General features: G+C 66.7%; 14 protein-coding genes. 4 read left to right on the forward strand and 10 right to left on the reverse strand.

Annotated elements, in window-relative coordinates:
* Positions 1-280 precede the first annotated feature (280 nt).
* Positions 281-1441, forward strand: a complete 1161-nt coding sequence (locus AC5LXX_RS27395) for a porin (RefSeq protein ID WP_493411747.1) — start codon at positions 281-283, stop codon at positions 1439-1441.
* A 201-nt stretch (positions 1442-1642) separates the two neighbouring features.
* Here AC5LXX_RS27395 and AC5LXX_RS27400 read toward each other — a convergent pair whose 3' ends face one another.
* Positions 1643-1855 carry a hypothetical protein gene (locus tag AC5LXX_RS27400; protein WP_493411748.1) on the reverse strand — a complete coding sequence of 71 codons (213 nt, stop codon included), beginning with the start codon at positions 1853-1855 and terminating at the stop codon, positions 1643-1645.
* 323 nt (positions 1856-2178) lie between these two features.
* Between AC5LXX_RS27400 and AC5LXX_RS27405 the strand changes: the two genes are divergently transcribed.
* Positions 2179-2466 (forward strand): DUF4148 domain-containing protein, encoded by a 288-nt coding sequence (locus AC5LXX_RS27405; protein WP_124455840.1) that lies wholly within the window; start codon positions 2179-2181, stop codon positions 2464-2466.
* Positions 2467-2545: 79 nt separating this feature from the next.
* On the opposite strand, the gene AC5LXX_RS27410 is transcribed toward AC5LXX_RS27405, so the two are convergent.
* The 5 genes from AC5LXX_RS27410 to AC5LXX_RS27430 form a co-directional block, all read right to left on the reverse strand.
* Positions 2546-3976 (reverse strand): heavy metal sensor histidine kinase, encoded by a 1431-nt coding sequence (locus AC5LXX_RS27410; RefSeq protein ID WP_493411749.1) that lies wholly within the window; start codon positions 3974-3976, stop codon positions 2546-2548.
* Complete coding sequence (gene irlR, locus AC5LXX_RS27415; RefSeq protein WP_493411750.1) at positions 3973-4656, reverse strand: heavy metal response regulator transcription factor IrlR; 684 nt, start codon at positions 4654-4656, stop codon at positions 3973-3975. Before irlR ends, AC5LXX_RS27410 begins: the two co-directional genes overlap by 4 nt.
* The gene (locus AC5LXX_RS27420) at positions 4656-7868 is read right to left on the reverse strand and encodes an efflux RND transporter permease subunit (protein ID WP_493411751.1); all 3213 of its coding nucleotides are present in this window, start codon (positions 7866-7868) and stop codon (positions 4656-4658) included. The genes irlR and AC5LXX_RS27420 overlap by 1 nt, the downstream gene beginning before the upstream one ends.
* A 149-nt stretch (positions 7869-8017) precedes the next feature.
* Complete coding sequence (locus AC5LXX_RS27425; protein WP_493411752.1) at positions 8018-9487, reverse strand: efflux RND transporter periplasmic adaptor subunit; 1470 nt, start codon at positions 9485-9487, stop codon at positions 8018-8020.
* Between the two features lie 26 nt (positions 9488-9513).
* Complete coding sequence (locus AC5LXX_RS27430) at positions 9514-10827, reverse strand: TolC family protein (protein ID WP_493411753.1); 1314 nt, start codon at positions 10825-10827, stop codon at positions 9514-9516.
* A 302-nt stretch (positions 10828-11129) separates the two neighbouring features.
* On the opposite strand from AC5LXX_RS27430, the gene AC5LXX_RS27435 reads away from it, so the two are divergent.
* Positions 11130-11846 carry a M35 family metalloendopeptidase gene (locus AC5LXX_RS27435; RefSeq protein ID WP_493411754.1) on the forward strand — a complete coding sequence of 239 codons (717 nt, stop codon included), beginning with the start codon at positions 11130-11132 and terminating at the stop codon, positions 11844-11846.
* 16 nt (positions 11847-11862) lie between these two features.
* Complete coding sequence (locus AC5LXX_RS27440; protein WP_493411755.1) at positions 11863-12312, forward strand: hypothetical protein; 450 nt, start codon at positions 11863-11865, stop codon at positions 12310-12312.
* 163 nt (positions 12313-12475) lie between these two features.
* Here the strand turns inward: AC5LXX_RS27440 and AC5LXX_RS27445 are convergent, their stop codons facing one another.
* The 4 genes from AC5LXX_RS27445 to AC5LXX_RS27460 form a co-directional block, all read right to left on the reverse strand.
* A complete protein-coding gene (locus AC5LXX_RS27445) occupies positions 12476-13666 on the reverse strand; it encodes a phosphotransferase enzyme family protein (RefSeq protein ID WP_493411756.1) in 1191 nt (396 codons plus the stop codon).
* 36 nt (positions 13667-13702) lie between these two features.
* Positions 13703-14335, reverse strand: coding sequence for a nicotinamide riboside transporter PnuC (gene pnuC / locus AC5LXX_RS27450; protein WP_493411757.1), 633 nt, complete (start codon positions 14333-14335; stop codon positions 13703-13705).
* Between the two features lie 59 nt (positions 14336-14394).
* Positions 14395-16626 (reverse strand): TonB-dependent siderophore receptor, encoded by a 2232-nt coding sequence (locus AC5LXX_RS27455; protein WP_493411758.1) that lies wholly within the window; start codon positions 16624-16626, stop codon positions 14395-14397.
* Positions 16627-17226: 600 nt separating this feature from the next.
* Positions 17227-17430: a DUF2970 domain-containing protein gene (locus tag AC5LXX_RS27460; protein WP_124455830.1), complete on the reverse strand. Its 204-nt coding sequence runs from the start codon at positions 17428-17430 to the stop codon at positions 17227-17229.
* Positions 17431-17472 lie beyond the last annotated feature (42 nt).

The following is a 17472-nucleotide window of genomic DNA, read 5'->3' on the forward strand; positions in this document are numbered from 1 at the left end:
CCTTCACTTTGAGCCGACGCCGGTGCGGAATCGTGATCGCAGCATGACGGTTTCGTCACGCCCCCCTCATCCCCTTCATCGCAGTCCGAATGAAATTTATCGCTCGATGCAGCACACATGACGTGGCGATGACATTTTTCTCATTTGTCCCTCACCTCCACGATCCGAACGCTTTCCAGAATCGCCAGCGCGATCGCGATATTCCTGCCTGCCACCACAAGGCTCCGCGCCGGAATCGAGCGATCCACGAAACGATCTTCTTGAACTTCAGGGGCACACCATGAAAACTCCAGTTCGGCTCGTCATGATGTCGGGTACGCTGCTCGCGGCCGCCCATGCGGCGCATGCGTCGGAAGTCACGCTGTACGGCCTGTTCGATACGTCGCTCACCTACGTGTGGAACGCCAACGCGGACGGCAGGAATCTCGTCGGCCTCGGCAACGGCAATCTGCTCGGCAACCGCTTCGGCGTAAAAGGCGCGGAAGACCTCGGCGGCGGGCTGAAAGCGATCTTCACGCTGGAAAACGGCTTCAACCCGAACACCGGCGAACTCGGCCAGGGCAAGCGGATGTTCGGCCGGCAGGCGTTCGTCGGCCTCGAAAGCGCGCGCTGGGGCACGCTGACGCTCGGCCGCCAGTACGACGCACTTGCGGACGTCGCATGGCCGATCACCGGCGACTTCTACTTCGGCAGCGTGTACGCGACACCTGGCGACGTCGACAACTACGACACGTCGTCGCGCACCGACAACGCGGTGAAGTACACGTCTCCCGTGATCGGCGGATTTCAGTTCGTCGGCATGTACGCGCTCGGCGGCGTGGCCGGCAAGAGCGGCGCGGGGCAGACCTGGTCGGCCGGCCTGTCGTACAGCAACGGCCCCGTCGATATCGCGGGCGGCTACTACTACGCGGCCAACCGGTCAGCGCTCGCCAACGGCATCCGCACCGGCTGGAACGGCACGTCCGACGGCACGTTCGACGGGTCGCTGGTCAACGGCGGCTACATCTCCGCGAAATCGATCGGCATCGCGCGTGGCGCGTTGCGCTACAACTTTGCGCCGTTCGCGGTCGGCATCGACTACAGCAATGCGCTGTACAAGGCCGACGCGATGTCCGCGTTCCGCAGCACGCAGAAGTACGACACCGCGCGCGGCTTCTTCAACTATCAGGCGACGCCCAGCCTGCTCGTCGGCGTCGGCTACAGCTACACGCGTGCCCGCGGCGATACGGGCGCGACCTACCATCAGGTGTCCGCCGGCGCCGACTACGTGCTGTCGAAGCGCACCGATCTCTATGCGGTCGGCGCGTGGCAGCGCGCGAACGGCGAACAGCGCACGCTCGACGGCGGTACGCAAACGGCACAGGCATCGATCGGCTCGTATGGCTACGGCGGCACGCGCACGCAGGGCATCGTCAACCTCGGGTTGCGCCACCGGTTCTGAGCACGACGGCCAATCCGGCTCGCTGCGTGACGAAAATTTCATGTTGCGATCAGGTTCGCGATGCGTGATGTCGCTACGATCGGAACGGTAACGGGCCACGCCCGTTCCCACCCACGCAGCGGGTCGTTGTCGCACGGCACGATCACGCGTTAGGCCCGGACTCGTCGAGTACCGGGCCTTTTTTTGTCGCATAGCCGACGATCACGGCGCGGCATTGCGTTGCGGGAACAGGCACGCATGCGTTTTCACATACAGGTTCGGATTGCCGCAGCGGTGGCCGGCATAGTCGATCTGCTCGCCGGGCATCAGGTCGGCCGGCACCGGCTTGCGTGCAGCGGCCGGCGCGGCTGCGGTGGTGCCGGGACGTGTCGATACGCAACCCGCGAGCAGCGGGACGATCAGGACTGCGATCAAGGCTAGACGGATGGCGGGACGATCCAATTTTCGATCCGGAACGAGAGTCTGAACAGGGCCGCCCGCTTTCCATGCTGCTGCCGCGGACGGCACGAATGCCTTCGGCGCAGTCGGCCAACGGCAGACTTCATGTTCCGCTTCCCGCTCATCGCACCCGTGACGCGAACATGACGGTTGCGTCATGTCGGTCAGGTCCCAACGACTCGCTGCCTGCTTGCGCAATCTGACGGTTTTTTCATCTGGCGATCACGGTCACGCACGGCTGCTTTCGCATACTGGGTCCATGGTTCGCCACCCGGCGACCTGATCAAGGAGAGCACTCGATGAAAACGGCAAAACTCGCAGCACTGTTCGTCACCGCCACGCTGTCGCTCGGCATGGCCGCGCAGGCCGCATTCGCGGAAACGCAAACGCAGGGCAAGAGCCGCACACAGGTCGTCAACGAACTGAAGCAGGCGCAACACGACGGCGTCGTGCCGGCCGGCAAGACGCAATACCCGCCGAGCGGCGAGATGGTCGCGCGCAACAAGGAGCTTCACGGGATTTCGGTGCATGGCGGCGAGAAGAAGCCGCAGGCCGATAACCACGACAACCTGACCGCGCGGCAATGACGCTCGGTCACACGACCGCGGGCAGCGCGCCGCGCGCGGCCGCCTCATGGCGAACGCGCGAGCGTGCCCGCCCGCGGTGTCAGGTGCTGATGGCCGCCGGCCGGTTCGGCTCGGCCGGCCGTCGCGGAAAGCGCAGCCAGAACGTCGTGCGCCGGCCGGGATCGCTGTCGACGCCGCATTCGCCGCCGTGATTGTCCATGATCGACCGGACGATCGCGAGGCCGAGCCCCGTGCCCGACGCGGAATTGTGCCGCGACGGATCGACACGATAGAAGCGCTCGAAGATCCGCCCGACATGCTCCGCGGCAATGCCGGGCCCCGTATCCGACACGGCGATCGTCGTCGCGCCGCGCTGCTCGACGCAATCGATCGTCACGACGCTGCCGCGCGGCGCATAGGTCAACGCATTCGACAGCAGGTTGCTCAGCGCGCGCTGGTACAACGTCAGGTCCGCATCGACCCACGCGTGGCCGTCCACCTTCACCGTCACGCCCTCGTCTTCCGCCAGCGACTCGTAGTAGCCGGCCACCCGCTCCGCCTCCTCCGCCGCATTCAGCCGCCGTACGCTGATCGACGTGCCGGCTTGCTCCGAGCGCGCGAGAAACAGCATGTCCTCGATCATCCGCGACAAGCGCTGGTATTCGTCGATGCTCGACTCGATCACGTTCCGGTATTCATCCGCGCTGCGCGGCTGCGACAGCACGACCTGCGCGGCTGCCTGCAGGTTCGTGAGCGGCGTGCGCATGTCGTGCGCGAGATTCGACGAAAACTGGCTCAGCCGCGTAAACGACTCGTTCAGCCGCTCGAGCATTCCGTTGAATGCGTGCTCGAGCTCCTTCAGCTCGCCCGACGTATCGAGTTCCGGCAGCGGATGGGCCAGCCGGCTCGTCGACATCTGCTCGGCGCGCGCCGCGAAGCGTCGCAGCGGGCTCAGCCCGAGTGCCGCGATGCCGTACGCGATCGCGGCCGCGAGCACCACGCCGAACACTTCGATCACGACGATCGTATAAGCATGCGTGCGCAGCAGCAGGACGTCGGCGCTGCGGTCGTACTGCACCGCGACGCGCACCGCGGGCGCGCCGGCGCCGTTGCCGGCGAGCGGCACGGTCGTCACCAGATACTGGTGCCGTGCGCCGGGCGGCGCGACGCCGACCGGCACACGCCCTGCGTTCAGCGACATCAGCGGCGCATACGGGCGGAAGCCGGGCGTGCCGACGAGGCGCGTGCCCGCGGCGTCGAAGATCGCGAGATCCATGTTCGGATGGCCGTGCAACTGGTCGATCCAGATGTCGGGGTTGCGCGCGACGTCGGCCGTCGTGCGCGCCTCGGCCAGGTGCGCACCCAATGCGGTGGAAATGCCGGCCATCTGTTCGGCCGCCGTCGTCTCGACGCGATTGCTCAGCGCTTCGTAGAGTGCGACACCACTCGACGCGAGGATCACCGACGTCGACAGGATGATCAGCGCGGTCAGGCGACCACGCAGCGTGCGCGGCAGCAGGCGCGCGATCATGCGGCCGCGCCGCCGCGCGCTTCGAGCACGTAGCCCATCCCGCGCACCGTGTGGATCAGCTTCGGTTCGTACGCGTCGTCGATCTTCGAGCGCAGGCGCCGGATCGCCGAATCGACGACGTTCGTGTCGCTGTTGAAGTTCATGTCCCATACCTGCGACGCGATCGTCGCGCGCGGCAGGATCTCGCCTTCGCGGCGCATCAGCAGCCACAGCAATGCGAATTCCTTCGCGGTCAGCAGGATCGTGTCGCCCTGCCGGGTGGCCTTGCGGCGCGTCAGGTCGAGTTCGAGATCGGCCACGCGCAGCGTGTTCGAGTCGCGCGGCTGGCCGCGCCGCAGGATCGACTTGATGCGCGCGGTCAGCTCGACGAAGTCGAACGGCTTCGCGAGATAGTCGTCGGCGCCGAGCTCGAGCCCCTTCACGCGATCGCCGACATCGTCGCGCGCCGTGAGGAACAGCACGGGTGTCAACTTGCTGCGCCGCAGGTTCTGCAGCAGTGTCCAGCCGTCCTGCCCCGGCAGCATCACGTCGAGCACGAGCAGGTCGTACTCCTCGGTCTCGGCCTGGTGCTGGCCCGTGATGCCGTCCTCGACCCAGTCGACGACGTAGCCGGCCTCGGTGAGGCCCTTGCGCAGGTACGCGCCCGTCTTCGGTTCATCCTCGACAATCAGAATTCGCATCACGCATTACCCTTGAAGAAACCCAGCCGGCGCAGCACGCCCGCGCCGAGGGCGCCGCGCAACACCGCGCGCCACGACACCGCATGGCTGACGCGGTAAAGCACGGGCAGCACCAGCAGCGTCAGCGCCGTGGACGACAGGATACCGCCGATCACGACCGTCGCGAGCGGGCGCTGCACCTCGGCGCCGGTCCCGGTCGCGAACGCCATCGGCAGGAAGCCGAGCGACGCGACCAGCGCGGTCATCAGCACGGGCCGCAGCCGGGTGAGCGCGCCATCGCGCACGGCAGCGTCGAGCGGTACACCTTCGTCGCGCAGGTTGCGGATGAAGGAGATCATCACGAGGCCGTTGAGCACGGCGACGCCCGACAGCGCAATGAAGCCGACCGCCGCGGTGATCGACAGCGGAATCCCGCGCAGCCACAGCGACACGACGCCGCCGCTCAGCGCGAACGGGATGCCGGTGAACACGAGCAGCCCGTCCTTCACGTTGTTGAACATCACGAACAGCAGCACGAACACCATGAACAGCGCGAGCGGCACGACGAGCTTCAGGCGCTCGCTCGCGCTTTGCAGCTGCTCGAACTGGCCGCCCCACGACACCCAGTAGCCGGCCGGCACGCGCACGTCCTGCTGCAACAGCTCGCGCGCATCGGCGACGAATGAACCGACATCGCGGCCGCGCACGTTCGCGCTGACGACCACGCGCCGCTTGCCGTCCTCGCGGCTGATCTGGTTCGGGCCCGGCGCGACGTCGATCGTCGCAAGTTCGGCCAGCGGCACGTACGGTGCCGCCGCGAGCGGCGCGCTGGCGCCGGCGGCCGGCGCGGGCAGCGCGATCGGCAGCCGCTTGATCGCCTCGATGTCCGAGCGCAGCTCGTCGGGCAACCGCACGACGATGTCGAAACGGCGGTCGCCCTGGAACAGCGTACCGGCCTTCTGCCCGCCGACGGCCGCGGCCACCGAGTCCTGCAGGTCGGCGACGCTCACGCCGTAGCGCGCGAGCTTGTCGCGGTCGAGGTTGACCGTCAGCACCGGCAGGCCAGTGGTCTGCTCGACCTTCACCTCCGACGCGCCCGGCACCTTCTGCAGCGCGGCCGCGATCTGTTCGCCGGTCTGGTTCAGCACCGCCATGTCGTCGCCGAAGATCTTCACGGCGACGTCGCTGCGCACGCCCGAGATCAGCTCGTTGAAGCGCAGCTGGATCGGCTGTGAGAACTCGTACGCGTTGCCCGGCAGCTCGGCGAGCGCCTCCTCGATTTCGCGCACGAGCTGGTCGCGCGGCTTCTTCGGGTCGGGCCACCGGTCGGCCGGCTTCAGCATGATGTAGCCGTCGGACAGGTTCGGCGGCATCGGGTCGGCCGCGATCTCGGCCGTGCCGGTGCGCGCGAACACGCGCTCGATCTCGGGGAAGCGCGCCTTCAGCGTCTTCTCGATCGACTTCTGCATCTCGACCGACTGCGACAGGCTCGTGCCGGGAATCCGCAACGCGGAGACGGCCAGGTCGCCTTCGTTGAGGCTCGGGATGAACTCGCTGCCGAGCCGCGTGGCGAGCCCGAGCGTGACCAGCACGATCGCGCCGGCACCGATCATCACACGCGCCGGGCGCGTCATGAACGCAGCGAGCACCGGTTCGTACGCGCGCCGCGCCCAGCCCATCAGCCGGTTCTCCTTCTCCTCGACACGCTCGCCGATGAACAGCGCGACGGCCGCGGGAATGAACGTGACGGTCAGCACCATCGCGGCCGCGAGCGCCATCACGACGGTGATCGCCATCGGGTGGAACATCTTGCCTTCGACGCCCGTCAGCGCAAAGATCGGCAGGTACACGACCATGATGATCAGTTGCCCGAAGATCAGCGCACGGCGTGCCTCCTGCGACGCACCGAACACTTCCGCAAAGCGCTCGTCGCGCGTGAGCGGCCGGCCGGCGGCCGCCTGCGCATGCGCGAGCCGCCGCACGCAGTTCTCGACGATCACGACCGCGCCGTCGACGATGATCCCGAAGTCGAGCGCGCCGAGGCTCATCAGGTTCGCACTCACCTTCGCGTTGACCATGCCGGTGAAGGTCATCAGCATCGACAGCGGAATCACCAGCGCGGTGATCAGCGCGGCGCGGATGTTGCCGAGGAACAGGAACAGCACGGCGATCACGAGGATCGCGCCTTCGAGCAGGTTCTTCTTCACCGTCGCGATGGCCTTCTCGACGAGCACCGTCCGGTCGTACACCGGAATCGCCTTCACGCCGGCCGGTAGCGTGCGGTTCACGTCCTCCATCTTCGCGGCGACGGCCTTCGACACCGTCCGGCTGTTCTCGCCCATCAGCATGAAGACGGTGCCGAGCACGACTTCCTCGCCGTCCGACGTCGCGGCGCCGGTGCGCAACTCGCGGCCGATGTCGACCGCGCCGACGTCCTTCATCCGCACCGGCACGCCGCCGACGTTGGTCAGCACGATGTTCGCGATGTCGTCGACGGTGCGCGCCTGGCCCGGCACGCGCACGAGATACTGCTCGCCGCGCTTTTCGATGTAGCCGGCGCCGACGTTGTCGTTGTTGCGCTCCAGCGCGCGCACGACGTCGGCGAGCGTCAGCCCGTACGACATCAGCTTCGCCGGGTTCGGCGCGACGCGATATTCCTTCACGTAGCCGCCGATCGAATTGACCTCGGTCACGCCGCGCACGTTGCGCAGTTGCGGGCGGACGACCCAGTCCTGCAGCTCGCGCAAGTCGGCCGCCGTATAGCGCGTGCCGTCGGGCTTGCGCGCGGCGGCGTCGGCCTCGACGGTCCACAGGTAGATCTCGCCGAGGCCCGTCGACGTCGGCCCCATCGCGGGCGCGATGCCGGCCGGCAGCTTGTCCTTCGCTTCCTGGATGCGCTCGTTGACGAGCTGCCGCGCGAAGTAGATATCGGTGCCGTCCTTGAAGATCACGGTGACCTGCGACAGCCCGTAGCGCGAGATCGAGCGCGTCTGCTCGAGGCCCGGCAGCCCGGCCATCACGGTCTCGACCGGATAGGTGATGCGCTGCTCGGCCTCGAGCGGCGAATAGCCGGGCGCAGACGTGTTGATCTGGACCTGCACGTTCGTGATGTCGGGCACCGCGTCGATCGGCAGCTTCTGGTAGCTGAACACGCCCAGCGCGGCCACGGCCGCGATCGCCAGCATCACGAGCCAGCGGTGCGCAATCGCAAAGCGGATCAGGCGCTCAAACATGTCGGGATTCCTTGAAACGGGGAACGGTCGCCCGCACCGGACGGGCCGCCCGGCCGGTCACACGGCGAGCCGGAAAGCGGGCCGCGAGTCGGGCCGCATCTCGGGCCGCGAGCCGGGCGGCAAATCGCGCGACGGCGCATACGTCACACTCATTCATGTTCCGCGCTCCCCTTGCCGAGTTCGGCCTTCAGCACGAAGCTGTTCGACGCCGCGTACTCCTGGCCCGGCTTGAGCCCCTTCAGCACCTCGGTCGCGCGCTCGTCGCGCCGCCCGGTCTCGACAGCCTGCGCGACGAACCCCTTCGGCGAACGCACGAACACGGAAGGCGCGCCGTCGACGTCCTGCAGCGCGTCGCTCGCCACCGCCAGCGGCACGCCCTGCTTGCCCGCGTCGACCGACACGTTCACGAACATCCCCGGGCGCCACACGCCGTCCGGGTTCGGCAACACGACGCGCGCCGGTGCGGTGCGCGTCTGTTCGCCGAGCAGCGAGCCGACGTATGCGATCGGGCCGCTCGAACGCGATTCGAACGCGGTCGCGATCACGGTCGCGTCGCGGCCGACGCGCACGTCGTTGAGCCGCTGTGCCGGCACGGCCATCTCGGCCCACACGGTCGACAGGTCGGAGATCACGAACATGCTCGCATCGGCGGCGATCGCCTCGCCGGGTGTCGCATGCTTCTCGACGATCGTGCCCGCGAACGGCGCACGCAGTTCGTAGCGGTTCAGCGCGCCCACGCCGACCGGCGCGTTCAGCGCGGCGAGCTTCTGCCGCGCGTTCTGCACGGCGATCTCGGCCTCGCGCAACTGCACCTGCGCCTGCTGGTAATCCTGCTCGGCCGAGATGCGCTCCTTCCACAGCGTACGTTCACGCTCGTAGGTCGCACGCGCGCCGGACAGCCGGCGCTCGGCGGTCAGCAGTTCGCTGCGGCGGTCGGCGAGATCGGTGCTCGCGATCACGGCGAGCACCTGCCCCTTCGCGATGTTCTGCCCGAGCGACACCGACACCTGCTCGACGATGCCGGCCACGCGCGGCACCACGTGCGCGGTGCGGTCCTCGTTGAACTTGATCTCGCCCGGCAGCTGGAACGGCGTCGCGATCTGCGCGGGGCCGGCCTTCGCGAGTGCGATCTTCGAGGTCGCCAGTTGCGCATCGGTCAGCGCGATCGCGCCGTCGGCGCGCGCGAACGGGAACGATGCGGCGTCGTTGCCGGCCTTCACGTCGATCGTCGCGTCGAACACGTGCGGCTTCGCGATTGACTGCGCGGACACGAACTTCTGGCTGGCCGCGTCGAAACGCAGCGGCTCGTGCGTGCGGTCGTACCGCACCAGCGTGCCGGAGACGGTCACGTCCCTGGTCGCCGGCTTGCCGTCGACGAACGGATAGACGACGAGCCGCGCGTCGCCGGGCTTTTCCGTCATCACGATCTCGACGGACAGCTTGCCGCGCTTGAGCACGACACCGCCGTGCGCGCCAGCACCTTCTGCCGGCTGCGCGGCTTCCGTGCCCGCGGGCGCCGAGGGGTTGCTCCCGCTCCGGGTAACGGCGAGCGCGCCGATCACGATCCCAGCGCCGCCGAGCAAGGCCGCCGCGATAACGAAGATTCTGCTGCGTGACATGATGATCCTTCAGATAGGAGGGGCGCTTATTGCGCGACGGCCACGAGCGGCGTGCCGACGAGCCGGCCGATGTCGGCGCGGGCGGAATGGGCGTCGGCGAGCGCGCGCACGTATTGCGACTGACCCTGGAACAGCGTGCGCTGTGCGTCGAGCACGTCGAGGAAGCTGAACTTCCCGAGTTCGTAGCCGCGCGACATCGCGTCGAGCGCGAGGCGCGCGGCCGGCAGGATGTCGGACTTCAACCGCTGCGCTTCCTGCTCGGCGGCCTCGAAGTTCGCGTAGGCCTGCGTGAGTTCCAGCCGCAGGCGCGTGCGTTCACGATCGAGATCGGCGTTCGCGCGCTCGGCCTTGTGCGTCGCCTCGAGCAGCGCGCCCTTGTTCGTGTTGAACAGCGGAATCGGGATCGATACGCCGACCACGGCCTGGTTGTCGGGCACGCCGCCCGTCGTCACGCGCTTCACGCCCGCGCTGACCGTCACGTCGGGAATGCGCCGCGCGCGTTCGAGCGACACCGCCGCGTTCGAGCGCAGCATCTCGGCGCGCGCGATCCGCGCGAGCGGCGAATCGTCGAGCTGCGCGGTCAGCGCGGCAAGCGGCTCTACCGGCGGCACGGCTTCCAGGTCGCCGAGCACCGCGAGCCGGTCGCCGCGCGCTTCACCCATCACCGCGTTGAGCTTCTCGCGCGCGACCTCGACACGGCCGCGCGCGGTCACGACTTCGATCTGCACGCCGGCCGCCGCCACCTGCGCCTTCGTCGCCTCGACCGGCGACACCTTGCCGGCCTGTGCACGACGCGCCGCAAGATCCGCGGAGCGTGCGGCGATCGCTGCCGATTCCTCGGTGACCTGGAGCTGTCGCTGCGCGGCGAGCAGCCCGTAGAACGCGGCGATCACATCCGCGCGCACGACGGCGCCCTGTTCGTCGAGCGACGCGCTGGCCGACTCGCGGCCGTACGACGCGACATCGAGCCGCGCGCGGCGCTTGCCGCCGAGTTCGATGGTCTGGTTGATCAGCGCGGTCGACGTGCGCTCGGCGCGGCTGAAGCCTTCCTGCAGGAACGACACTTCGGGATTGGGCCGCGCGCCGGCTTGCATCAGCGCGCCGGCCGATGCATCGACGTCCGCGCGTGCACCGCGCAGCGCCGGATTGTTGCGGGCCGCGACGGCGAGCGCATCGGGAAGCGTCAACGATGGGGCCGGAAGCGCGTCGGATGGCGGCGCGCCGACCGGTGCGGCGGGGCCCGCGGCAGCCGCGGTCGGCCCCGGCGACAGCGACGGCTGCGCATAAGCCGTCGCGGCCGTCGCGAAGGCGACGGCCACGGCGAGAGAGAGCTTGAGCATGTTCGGTTCTGCGGTAACGGTTTGCGACCGATGCTACGGAGCGGCCGCAGTGCGAACATGAGGCGAAGATGATATTTCCGTCATGTTGGGCGCGGTGTACTCGCCGAATCGACGTGCATATCTGCTCGGACGATCACGTCAGCATAAAGAATATCTTTCGAAATTTAGAACTAGTTCTATAGACGTATTCGCTCGAAAAGATGACTGTTCAAGGCTCCGGCAACACGAATGAAATCATGCTGCTTTATGACCTCAAGGTCGTGCTGCCTCCTTGAAAATCTACGAATCGAGACTTTAAATCAATGAAAAACCTCTTCGATCACAACGAGTACGACTTTGACACTGACGAAGACAAAGAATGGTTTCTCGTTCACTCCGGAGCCGTCACCAACACAAACCCGGGATCGATGGTTGATGTTTACATCAACACAACACCCATTTGCCCCAACATGACCAATCGAGAATTTAGAATTATGGCGTCGCGACTGCTTAAATGGTCCATAATCCTAGTTGAACGCAGGATCACCGACCTGAAGCGGTATGACAAAACGACCCAAGACAGAATGACCTATTGGTTCAATCGATGCGATGAAAATACACGACAATACCTTCTCGACGGCTTCTCACGACATCTCTCGGTTCTAAAAACGCTAACACCACATCATTTCGTTCGAAGCGATCCGAATCTCGATAGAATGCTAGGTTGCGTTCCGAACATGATCGACATCGAGAATGAAGCCGCTCACGTTTGCGGGCCCAACACGGAGCGCAGGCTTATCAGTATTGCGATGAAGTTTTGTACCGGCTTACGGGATCAGAATATGTTCGGAGACTCCCGCCTATCCACGCTCATTCACGAAGTCACTCACTTCGTCGACACCTTCGGCAGCGGCGACCCTCGTTACGGGCTCGATCCCACGGCGGCCGCATGGGCAAGGGCCAATCCTGACCAGGCATTGAGGAACGCGGATACCCTCACAGGGTTCGTGATCTACGGCGAAGAATTATTTGCGGAATAATGGGGCCGAATTCAGCATGAGAATTTTCATCACTACATTAATCACGCCTATAGTAGCGTCGCTTCTTTTCCCCGCAAGTGCTGCAGCTGAATGCCAGGGATCACAAAATCTACCATCACAGCATTTTTTCGTAGCCTTCCCCCACGACAGCCACGAAATCTCCGAATCCGAGCAAATACGAGTTGGGCGATGGGTTTCAGCAATCAATTCCGAGCACCCAATTCAAAACTGGATCACTATAATTGGGAGCGCTTCCAAGATTGAGGACGATCCGGAACGACTTGCAACGAAACGAGCTTCCGCGACGGCGAAAGTCGTCATAGACGACGGTCTGATAAACGCACCGCTTCAGATAAAAACGCAAATTTATCCAGCCGGCAGTGCAGCCGGATCGACGTCGGAAACACGTGAAGTCACCATTCAAGTAAGCCCCGGCTGCCTCGACAACTGCTGCACCGGCCATTGACATGACGTCGGCTCATTTACCGCCGCCACGCTTGCGTTGACCCGTGTACCGCCAACGCTCGCGTGCGACGGTCCATCGAATCCATCTGGACGAGATTTCGATGTTCGATTCGAGCGATATGTCGATCACCGAACCCGGGAAGCTATCCGCGCATTCTCGAGAATCAAACGCGCCCTTGCTTCCCCCGCCGCCGCTCCACGAGCCAGTCGAGCAGTTGCCGTCCGTCGCGTTCGCCGAACCAGCGTGCATGCCCGATCAGGTAGCCGTCGTACGCGATGTCGACGATCGCCGGCGCATCGATGATGCAGCCGAAATACGCGACTTCCGACAGCGCGAACTCCGTATGCACGATCGGCAGCAGCGCGACCAGCGCCGCGTACGCGTCGTCGCCCAGCGGTTCAAGCGACTCGTAGCCGTCGAGCAGCGCGCCGATCTGCTCGTATTCCACGCGTCGCGCCTCAGCCGGCGCCATCCAGTCGACCGTATTGCGCTCGATCGCGAGCGCGAGGTCCATCACCGCACAGGTGCGATCCGACAAGCCGAAATCGAGCACGGTCCGCACCTGCGCGCCGGGCCCCGCATCGGTCCACAGCAGGTTCGACGCATGCCAGTCGCCGTGCGTCCACAGCGGCGGCAACGCAGGCAGCAGCGGCACGAGACGCGCGTGATACGGGCCGATCGCATCGGCCACGTCGCCGCGCCAGTCGCGCGAGCCGAGCGCACGCACGAGCAGCGGCTGCGCTTCGACCCAGCGTTCGAGCGCGCCCGCCAGATCGGTGGACGACAGCACGCGAAAGCTCGACAGCAGCGTGCGCACGGGCCGCGCGGGTGCGTCGTAGCCGGCCGACGCGCGATGGAGTTCGGCCAGCGCGCGGCCGGCCGAGTATGCGTGCGAAGAATGCGTGAACGGCTGCCACGACATCACGCCGCGATACGGGTCGACGCCGGGCGCAAGCACGTGCACCTCGTACGTCCACTCGCCGGACGCAAACGCGGTCGCGCCGTGGCGATCGGCCAGCACGTCCACCACGGGGATGCCGCGTTCGCGCAGATGCGCGATGAAACGATGCTCCTCCTCGAGCCCCGCGACATCGCGCAGGCTGACGTGGTGACGCTTGACGAACAGCCCGCGCCCGTCCGCCATCCGCACAAGCACGGCCGCCGCGAACTGCCGCGGGCTGTGCCACGTCAGCCGCACCGGCTCGCCCGCGCCGTCGATCCGCGCGAGTATTGCCGCCACCTCGTCGTGCGTCATCAACGGCCAGTCGCGTTCGGCCTGCTCGCCGTCCACGCCGAATTGAGGCGGCGCGACGTCACGCGACAGGGGGCCGTCCGGCTCGAGTGGGAATGACATGAACGACGTTGCTCCGTGGTTGAATCCGTGCGTGAATCAGCGCGCGCCGCCGCCCGATGCGAGCGGGCCGCCCGCGGCCGCGCGCAATGCGGCGGCCGTGCGGCTCCAGTCGCGCCAGCCGACGACGGCCAGCCCGATGAACAGCGCATAGAGCCCGGCCGTCAAATACAGTTCCTTGAACACGAACATCCCGACGTACACGACGTTCACGACGATCCACAGCCCCCACGACGCGATGTAGCGCCGCGCGGTCCAGTATTGCGCGACGAGGCTGAACGCGGTCAGCGACGCATCGACGAACGGCAGCGCCGCATCGGTCCAGCGCGCCATCATCCCGCCGAGCAGCGCACTGCCGATGACCGCCGCGATCAGGTCGGGCAGCATCTTGAGCGGCCGCACGCCGGTGACGGGCGCGACGTCGCCGGCCGGCGACGCGCCGCCGTCGGCTTCGCTCGCACGCTGCGCGAGCCAGCGCTGCCAGCCGTACACCTGCAGCACCGCGAACGCGCCCTGCAGCAGCATGTCCGAATACAGCTTCGCATCGAAGAAGATCCAGCCGTACAGCGCGACCGACGCGAGCCCGACCGGCCAGCAGAGCATGCGGCGCTTCGCGGTCAGCCAGATCGCGAGCGCGCTGACGATCACGCCGGCGATTTCGAGTGGGGACATCGTCTGTGCTCTCCTGGTTAGCTGCCGGGGCCGCGCGTCACGCGGCCGGGTCCCGACGATCAGAAATCATAGGTCAACGATACACGCGCGGTGCGCGGCGCACCGGGGAACAGGTACGCATCGCCCTGCTGCTCGCCCGCGTCGCGCCAGTAGAACTTGTTGAACAGGTTGTCGACCGACACGCGCAACACCGTGCGATGACCGCCGATCTTCGTCGTGTAGCGCGCGCCGAGGTTGAACACGAACCACGACGGCACGCGTGCGGTGCCTTCCTCGTTCGCGTTGCGCGCCGCGCTGTACTCGACGCCGCCGAGCACGTTCAGGCCCGCGACACCCGGCACCGCGTAGTCCGCATACAGCGACGCACGCAGCGCCGGCACGTTGATGATCTGGTGCCCTTCATATGCCGGCGAACCCGAATCGACCGCGCGCGCACGAATCGCCGCGACGCTGGCCGTCAGCCCCAGCCGCTCGGTCACGCGCCCGGCCGCGCCGAGCTCGATCCCCTGGTGGCGCTGCGTGCCGCGCTGCACGAACGTGTATGACGTGCCCGACGGATCGGGGTCGGCGAACTGGAACGGCTTGCTGATCGAGAACACGGCGGCCGTGAGGCTCAACCGGTCGAGCCAGTCGTATTTCGCACCGACTTCGATCTGGTGCGATTCGACCGGCGGCAGGAACGCATACGCGTTGGTCGCGCGCACGGGCGCCTGGTCGCCGAGCGAAAGCGCCTTGCTGTACGACGCGTACAGCGACAGCACGTTCACCGGCTTGTAGACGAGCGCGACCTGCGGCAGGAACACCGAGCGATCGGTATGCGTCGTGTCGCCGTCGAGGCTGCTCCAGCTGCGCTGGCGCAGCAGCACTTCCTTGCCGCCCGCGAGCACCTGCCAGTGTTCGCCGATACTGATGCGGTCGAGCCCGAACACGCCGTATTGCCACGAATCGAGCTGCGGATACGACGGCCCGGGTGTATTCGGCGACGGCGCAAACGCGACGTCGGGTCCATAGATGTTCTCGCTGCCGACATAGTCGTACACGGCCGTCGCCATGTGCACGACGCGGCGCTGCACGCTCACGCCGAGCGTCAGCTCGTGCCGCAGCGGCCCCGTCGCGAACTTGCCGGTCGTGACGGCGCGCAAGTCGTCGTTGCGCCGGTATTCGCCGGGGCTGCGGAAATCGTAGACGTCGTAGTCGCCGTTCGCGCCGAAAAAGAACGGCGACGTCGCGCCGGCCGTGCAGCTTGCCGCGTAATAGCAGCCGTACGCGAACGCGCTGTTGTCGTCGATCATCGTACGGCTGCGGCCGGCAGCGATGTAGGCCTTCCAGTCGTCGTTGAACCGGTAGTCGAAACGCGCGTTCAGGTTCAGCGCATCGGTCGTCACCGGTTTCGCCCACGGCTGCGTGCCGAGCGCCTTCGACGTCGTCTTGACCGACGGCACGACGGTGCCGCCGAGCAACTGGTAGCCGGGCGCCGAGCGCTGGATCCACTGCTGGAATTCGGCATTGAGTTGCAGGCTCGCGCGCGGGCTGATGTCCCAGTCGGCGGCGATCGAACCGAACGTGCGCCGCCCGTTCGTGCCGTCGATGTAGGAGTGCATGTTCTCCTTCGCGGCATTGATCCGGAAGCCGAACTGATGGTCGGGGCCGAAGCGGCGGCCGAGATCGACGGCCGCCGACGTCGAGCCGCGGCTGTCGACGCCGCCCGTCACGCTCGCGACGTTGGCGGAGCGCTTGGTCACGAAGTTGATCACGCCGCCCGGCGCGACGACGCCGCTGTCGATGCCCGCGAGCCCCTTCAGGATCTCGACGCGCTCCTTGTTCTCCAGCGGCACGTTCTGCTCGCCGGACACCGTCAGCCCGTCGATGCGGATCGCGCTCGCGAGATCGACCGGAAAGCCGCGGATCGCGAAGCCTTCGAAATAACCGACAGGCGCATAGTCGTTGACGACCGACGCGTCGTTGCGCACGACATCGCTCAGGCGCTTCGCCTGCTGGTCGTCGATCAGCGCGCGCGTGATGACGTTCACCGACGCCGGCGTGTCGCGCAGCGGCGCGTCGTCGAGCCCTGCGACCGACGCTTCGCGCGCGCGCAGCGTGCTGCCGCGCTCGCCGCTCACCGTGATCGCGGGCAGCGTCGCGGTGCCGGCCGCGCCGGCATCCGGTGCGGGCGCGTCGCCCGGTGCCGCGGCGGCCTGCGCCGCGAAAAGCGTGATGCCGAGGCCGACTCCGAGCCCGACCTTCGTGCGACGCCGCCGTGCGGATGTCGCTGTTGTTCTATTCACCGTCATTGTTCTGGATGGAAAACTCGCCACTCGACCCTGTCGAAACACGTTACGAAGCTGCGAAGCGTGTGCCCGCGGACAGAATCCGCACCGCTACCGGACGCATGCGACGACACGACACTCATCAGACGAATCGGACAGTACGGCACGCACGCGTGCCGGTCGGTCAGGAAGACGCAGGATGGGACATCGGATTCAGGTGACGTACCGGGCACCGACGCAGCGGCCGACGGGTTCGTCGGGAGCGGGCGGGCGGCCGGCGGCATCGCGCGGTCGTGTCATGCGGAGGACGCTTCGAACGCCCCGGCGCAGGCGGCGGGCGCTTGCGCCGGCCGTTCGTTGGAACGGCGGCCTGCCCGTCGCGCGCGACAACGCGGCGTGGCGCGCATTTTACCCCTTGCGGGACGGATGGCCGTGGAATCGGACGGAACGGGAGGCGGGAACGGCGGGACGGGGGAAATACGCTTCGGGTGGCGCGACCACGGCGGCGACGCGATCGCGATGCGCGTCGCGCGCGACGACCTCGACAACCGGTGCAGTCGTGCACCGGTAGAACGGGCGAAAACCGGAGCGGGCATGACGGCCCGCCATCGGTTCACCTGTCGCTCAGAACCCCTGCATCGTCACGGTCGGATCGACGACGAGATGCACGACGCCGTAGATCACCGCGCCGACCAGCACCGCCAGCAGGATCGCGACGAACGGCAGCAACGTGAAGTTGGTGTTCGCGAGATCGGTCGCGTGCGCCTTGCTGTTGCGCACGCCGAAGAAACTCCACAGGACCAGGCGAACCATGGCGAGCAGTTTCATGATGGGCTCCTTTCATCGAATCGGTTGACGCTATCGTCGATC

Source organism: Burkholderia torrens, assembly GCF_984668525.1.

Coding starts and splice junctions, on each gene's coding strand:
- AC5LXX_RS27395 (WP_493411747.1), top strand. CDS start 281: ATGAAAACTCCAGTTCGGCTCGTCATGATGTCGGGTACGCTGCTCGCG.
- AC5LXX_RS27405 (WP_124455840.1), top strand. CDS start 2,179: ATGAAAACGGCAAAACTCGCAGCACTGTTCGTCACCGCCACGCTGTCG.
- AC5LXX_RS27410 (WP_493411749.1), bottom strand. CDS start 3,976: ATGATCGCGCGCCTGCTGCCGCGCACGCTGCGTGGTCGCCTGACCGCG.
- irlR (WP_493411750.1), bottom strand. CDS start 4,656: ATGCGAATTCTGATTGTCGAGGATGAACCGAAGACGGGCGCGTACCTG.
- AC5LXX_RS27420 (WP_493411751.1), bottom strand. CDS start 7,868: ATGTTTGAGCGCCTGATCCGCTTTGCGATTGCGCACCGCTGGCTCGTG.
- AC5LXX_RS27425 (WP_493411752.1), bottom strand. CDS start 9,487: ATGTCACGCAGCAGAATCTTCGTTATCGCGGCGGCCTTGCTCGGCGGC.
- AC5LXX_RS27430 (WP_493411753.1), bottom strand. CDS start 10,827: ATGCTCAAGCTCTCTCTCGCCGTGGCCGTCGCCTTCGCGACGGCCGCG.
- AC5LXX_RS27435 (WP_493411754.1), top strand. CDS start 11,130: ATGAAAAACCTCTTCGATCACAACGAGTACGACTTTGACACTGACGAA.
- AC5LXX_RS27440 (WP_493411755.1), top strand. CDS start 11,863: ATGAGAATTTTCATCACTACATTAATCACGCCTATAGTAGCGTCGCTT.
- AC5LXX_RS27445 (WP_493411756.1), bottom strand. CDS start 13,666: ATGTCATTCCCACTCGAGCCGGACGGCCCCCTGTCGCGTGACGTCGCG.
- pnuC (WP_493411757.1), bottom strand. CDS start 14,335: ATGTCCCCACTCGAAATCGCCGGCGTGATCGTCAGCGCGCTCGCGATC.
- AC5LXX_RS27455 (WP_493411758.1), bottom strand. CDS start 16,626: ATGACGGTGAATAGAACAACAGCGACATCCGCACGGCGGCGTCGCACG.
- AC5LXX_RS27460 (WP_124455830.1), bottom strand. CDS start 17,430: ATGAAACTGCTCGCCATGGTTCGCCTGGTCCTGTGGAGTTTCTTCGGC.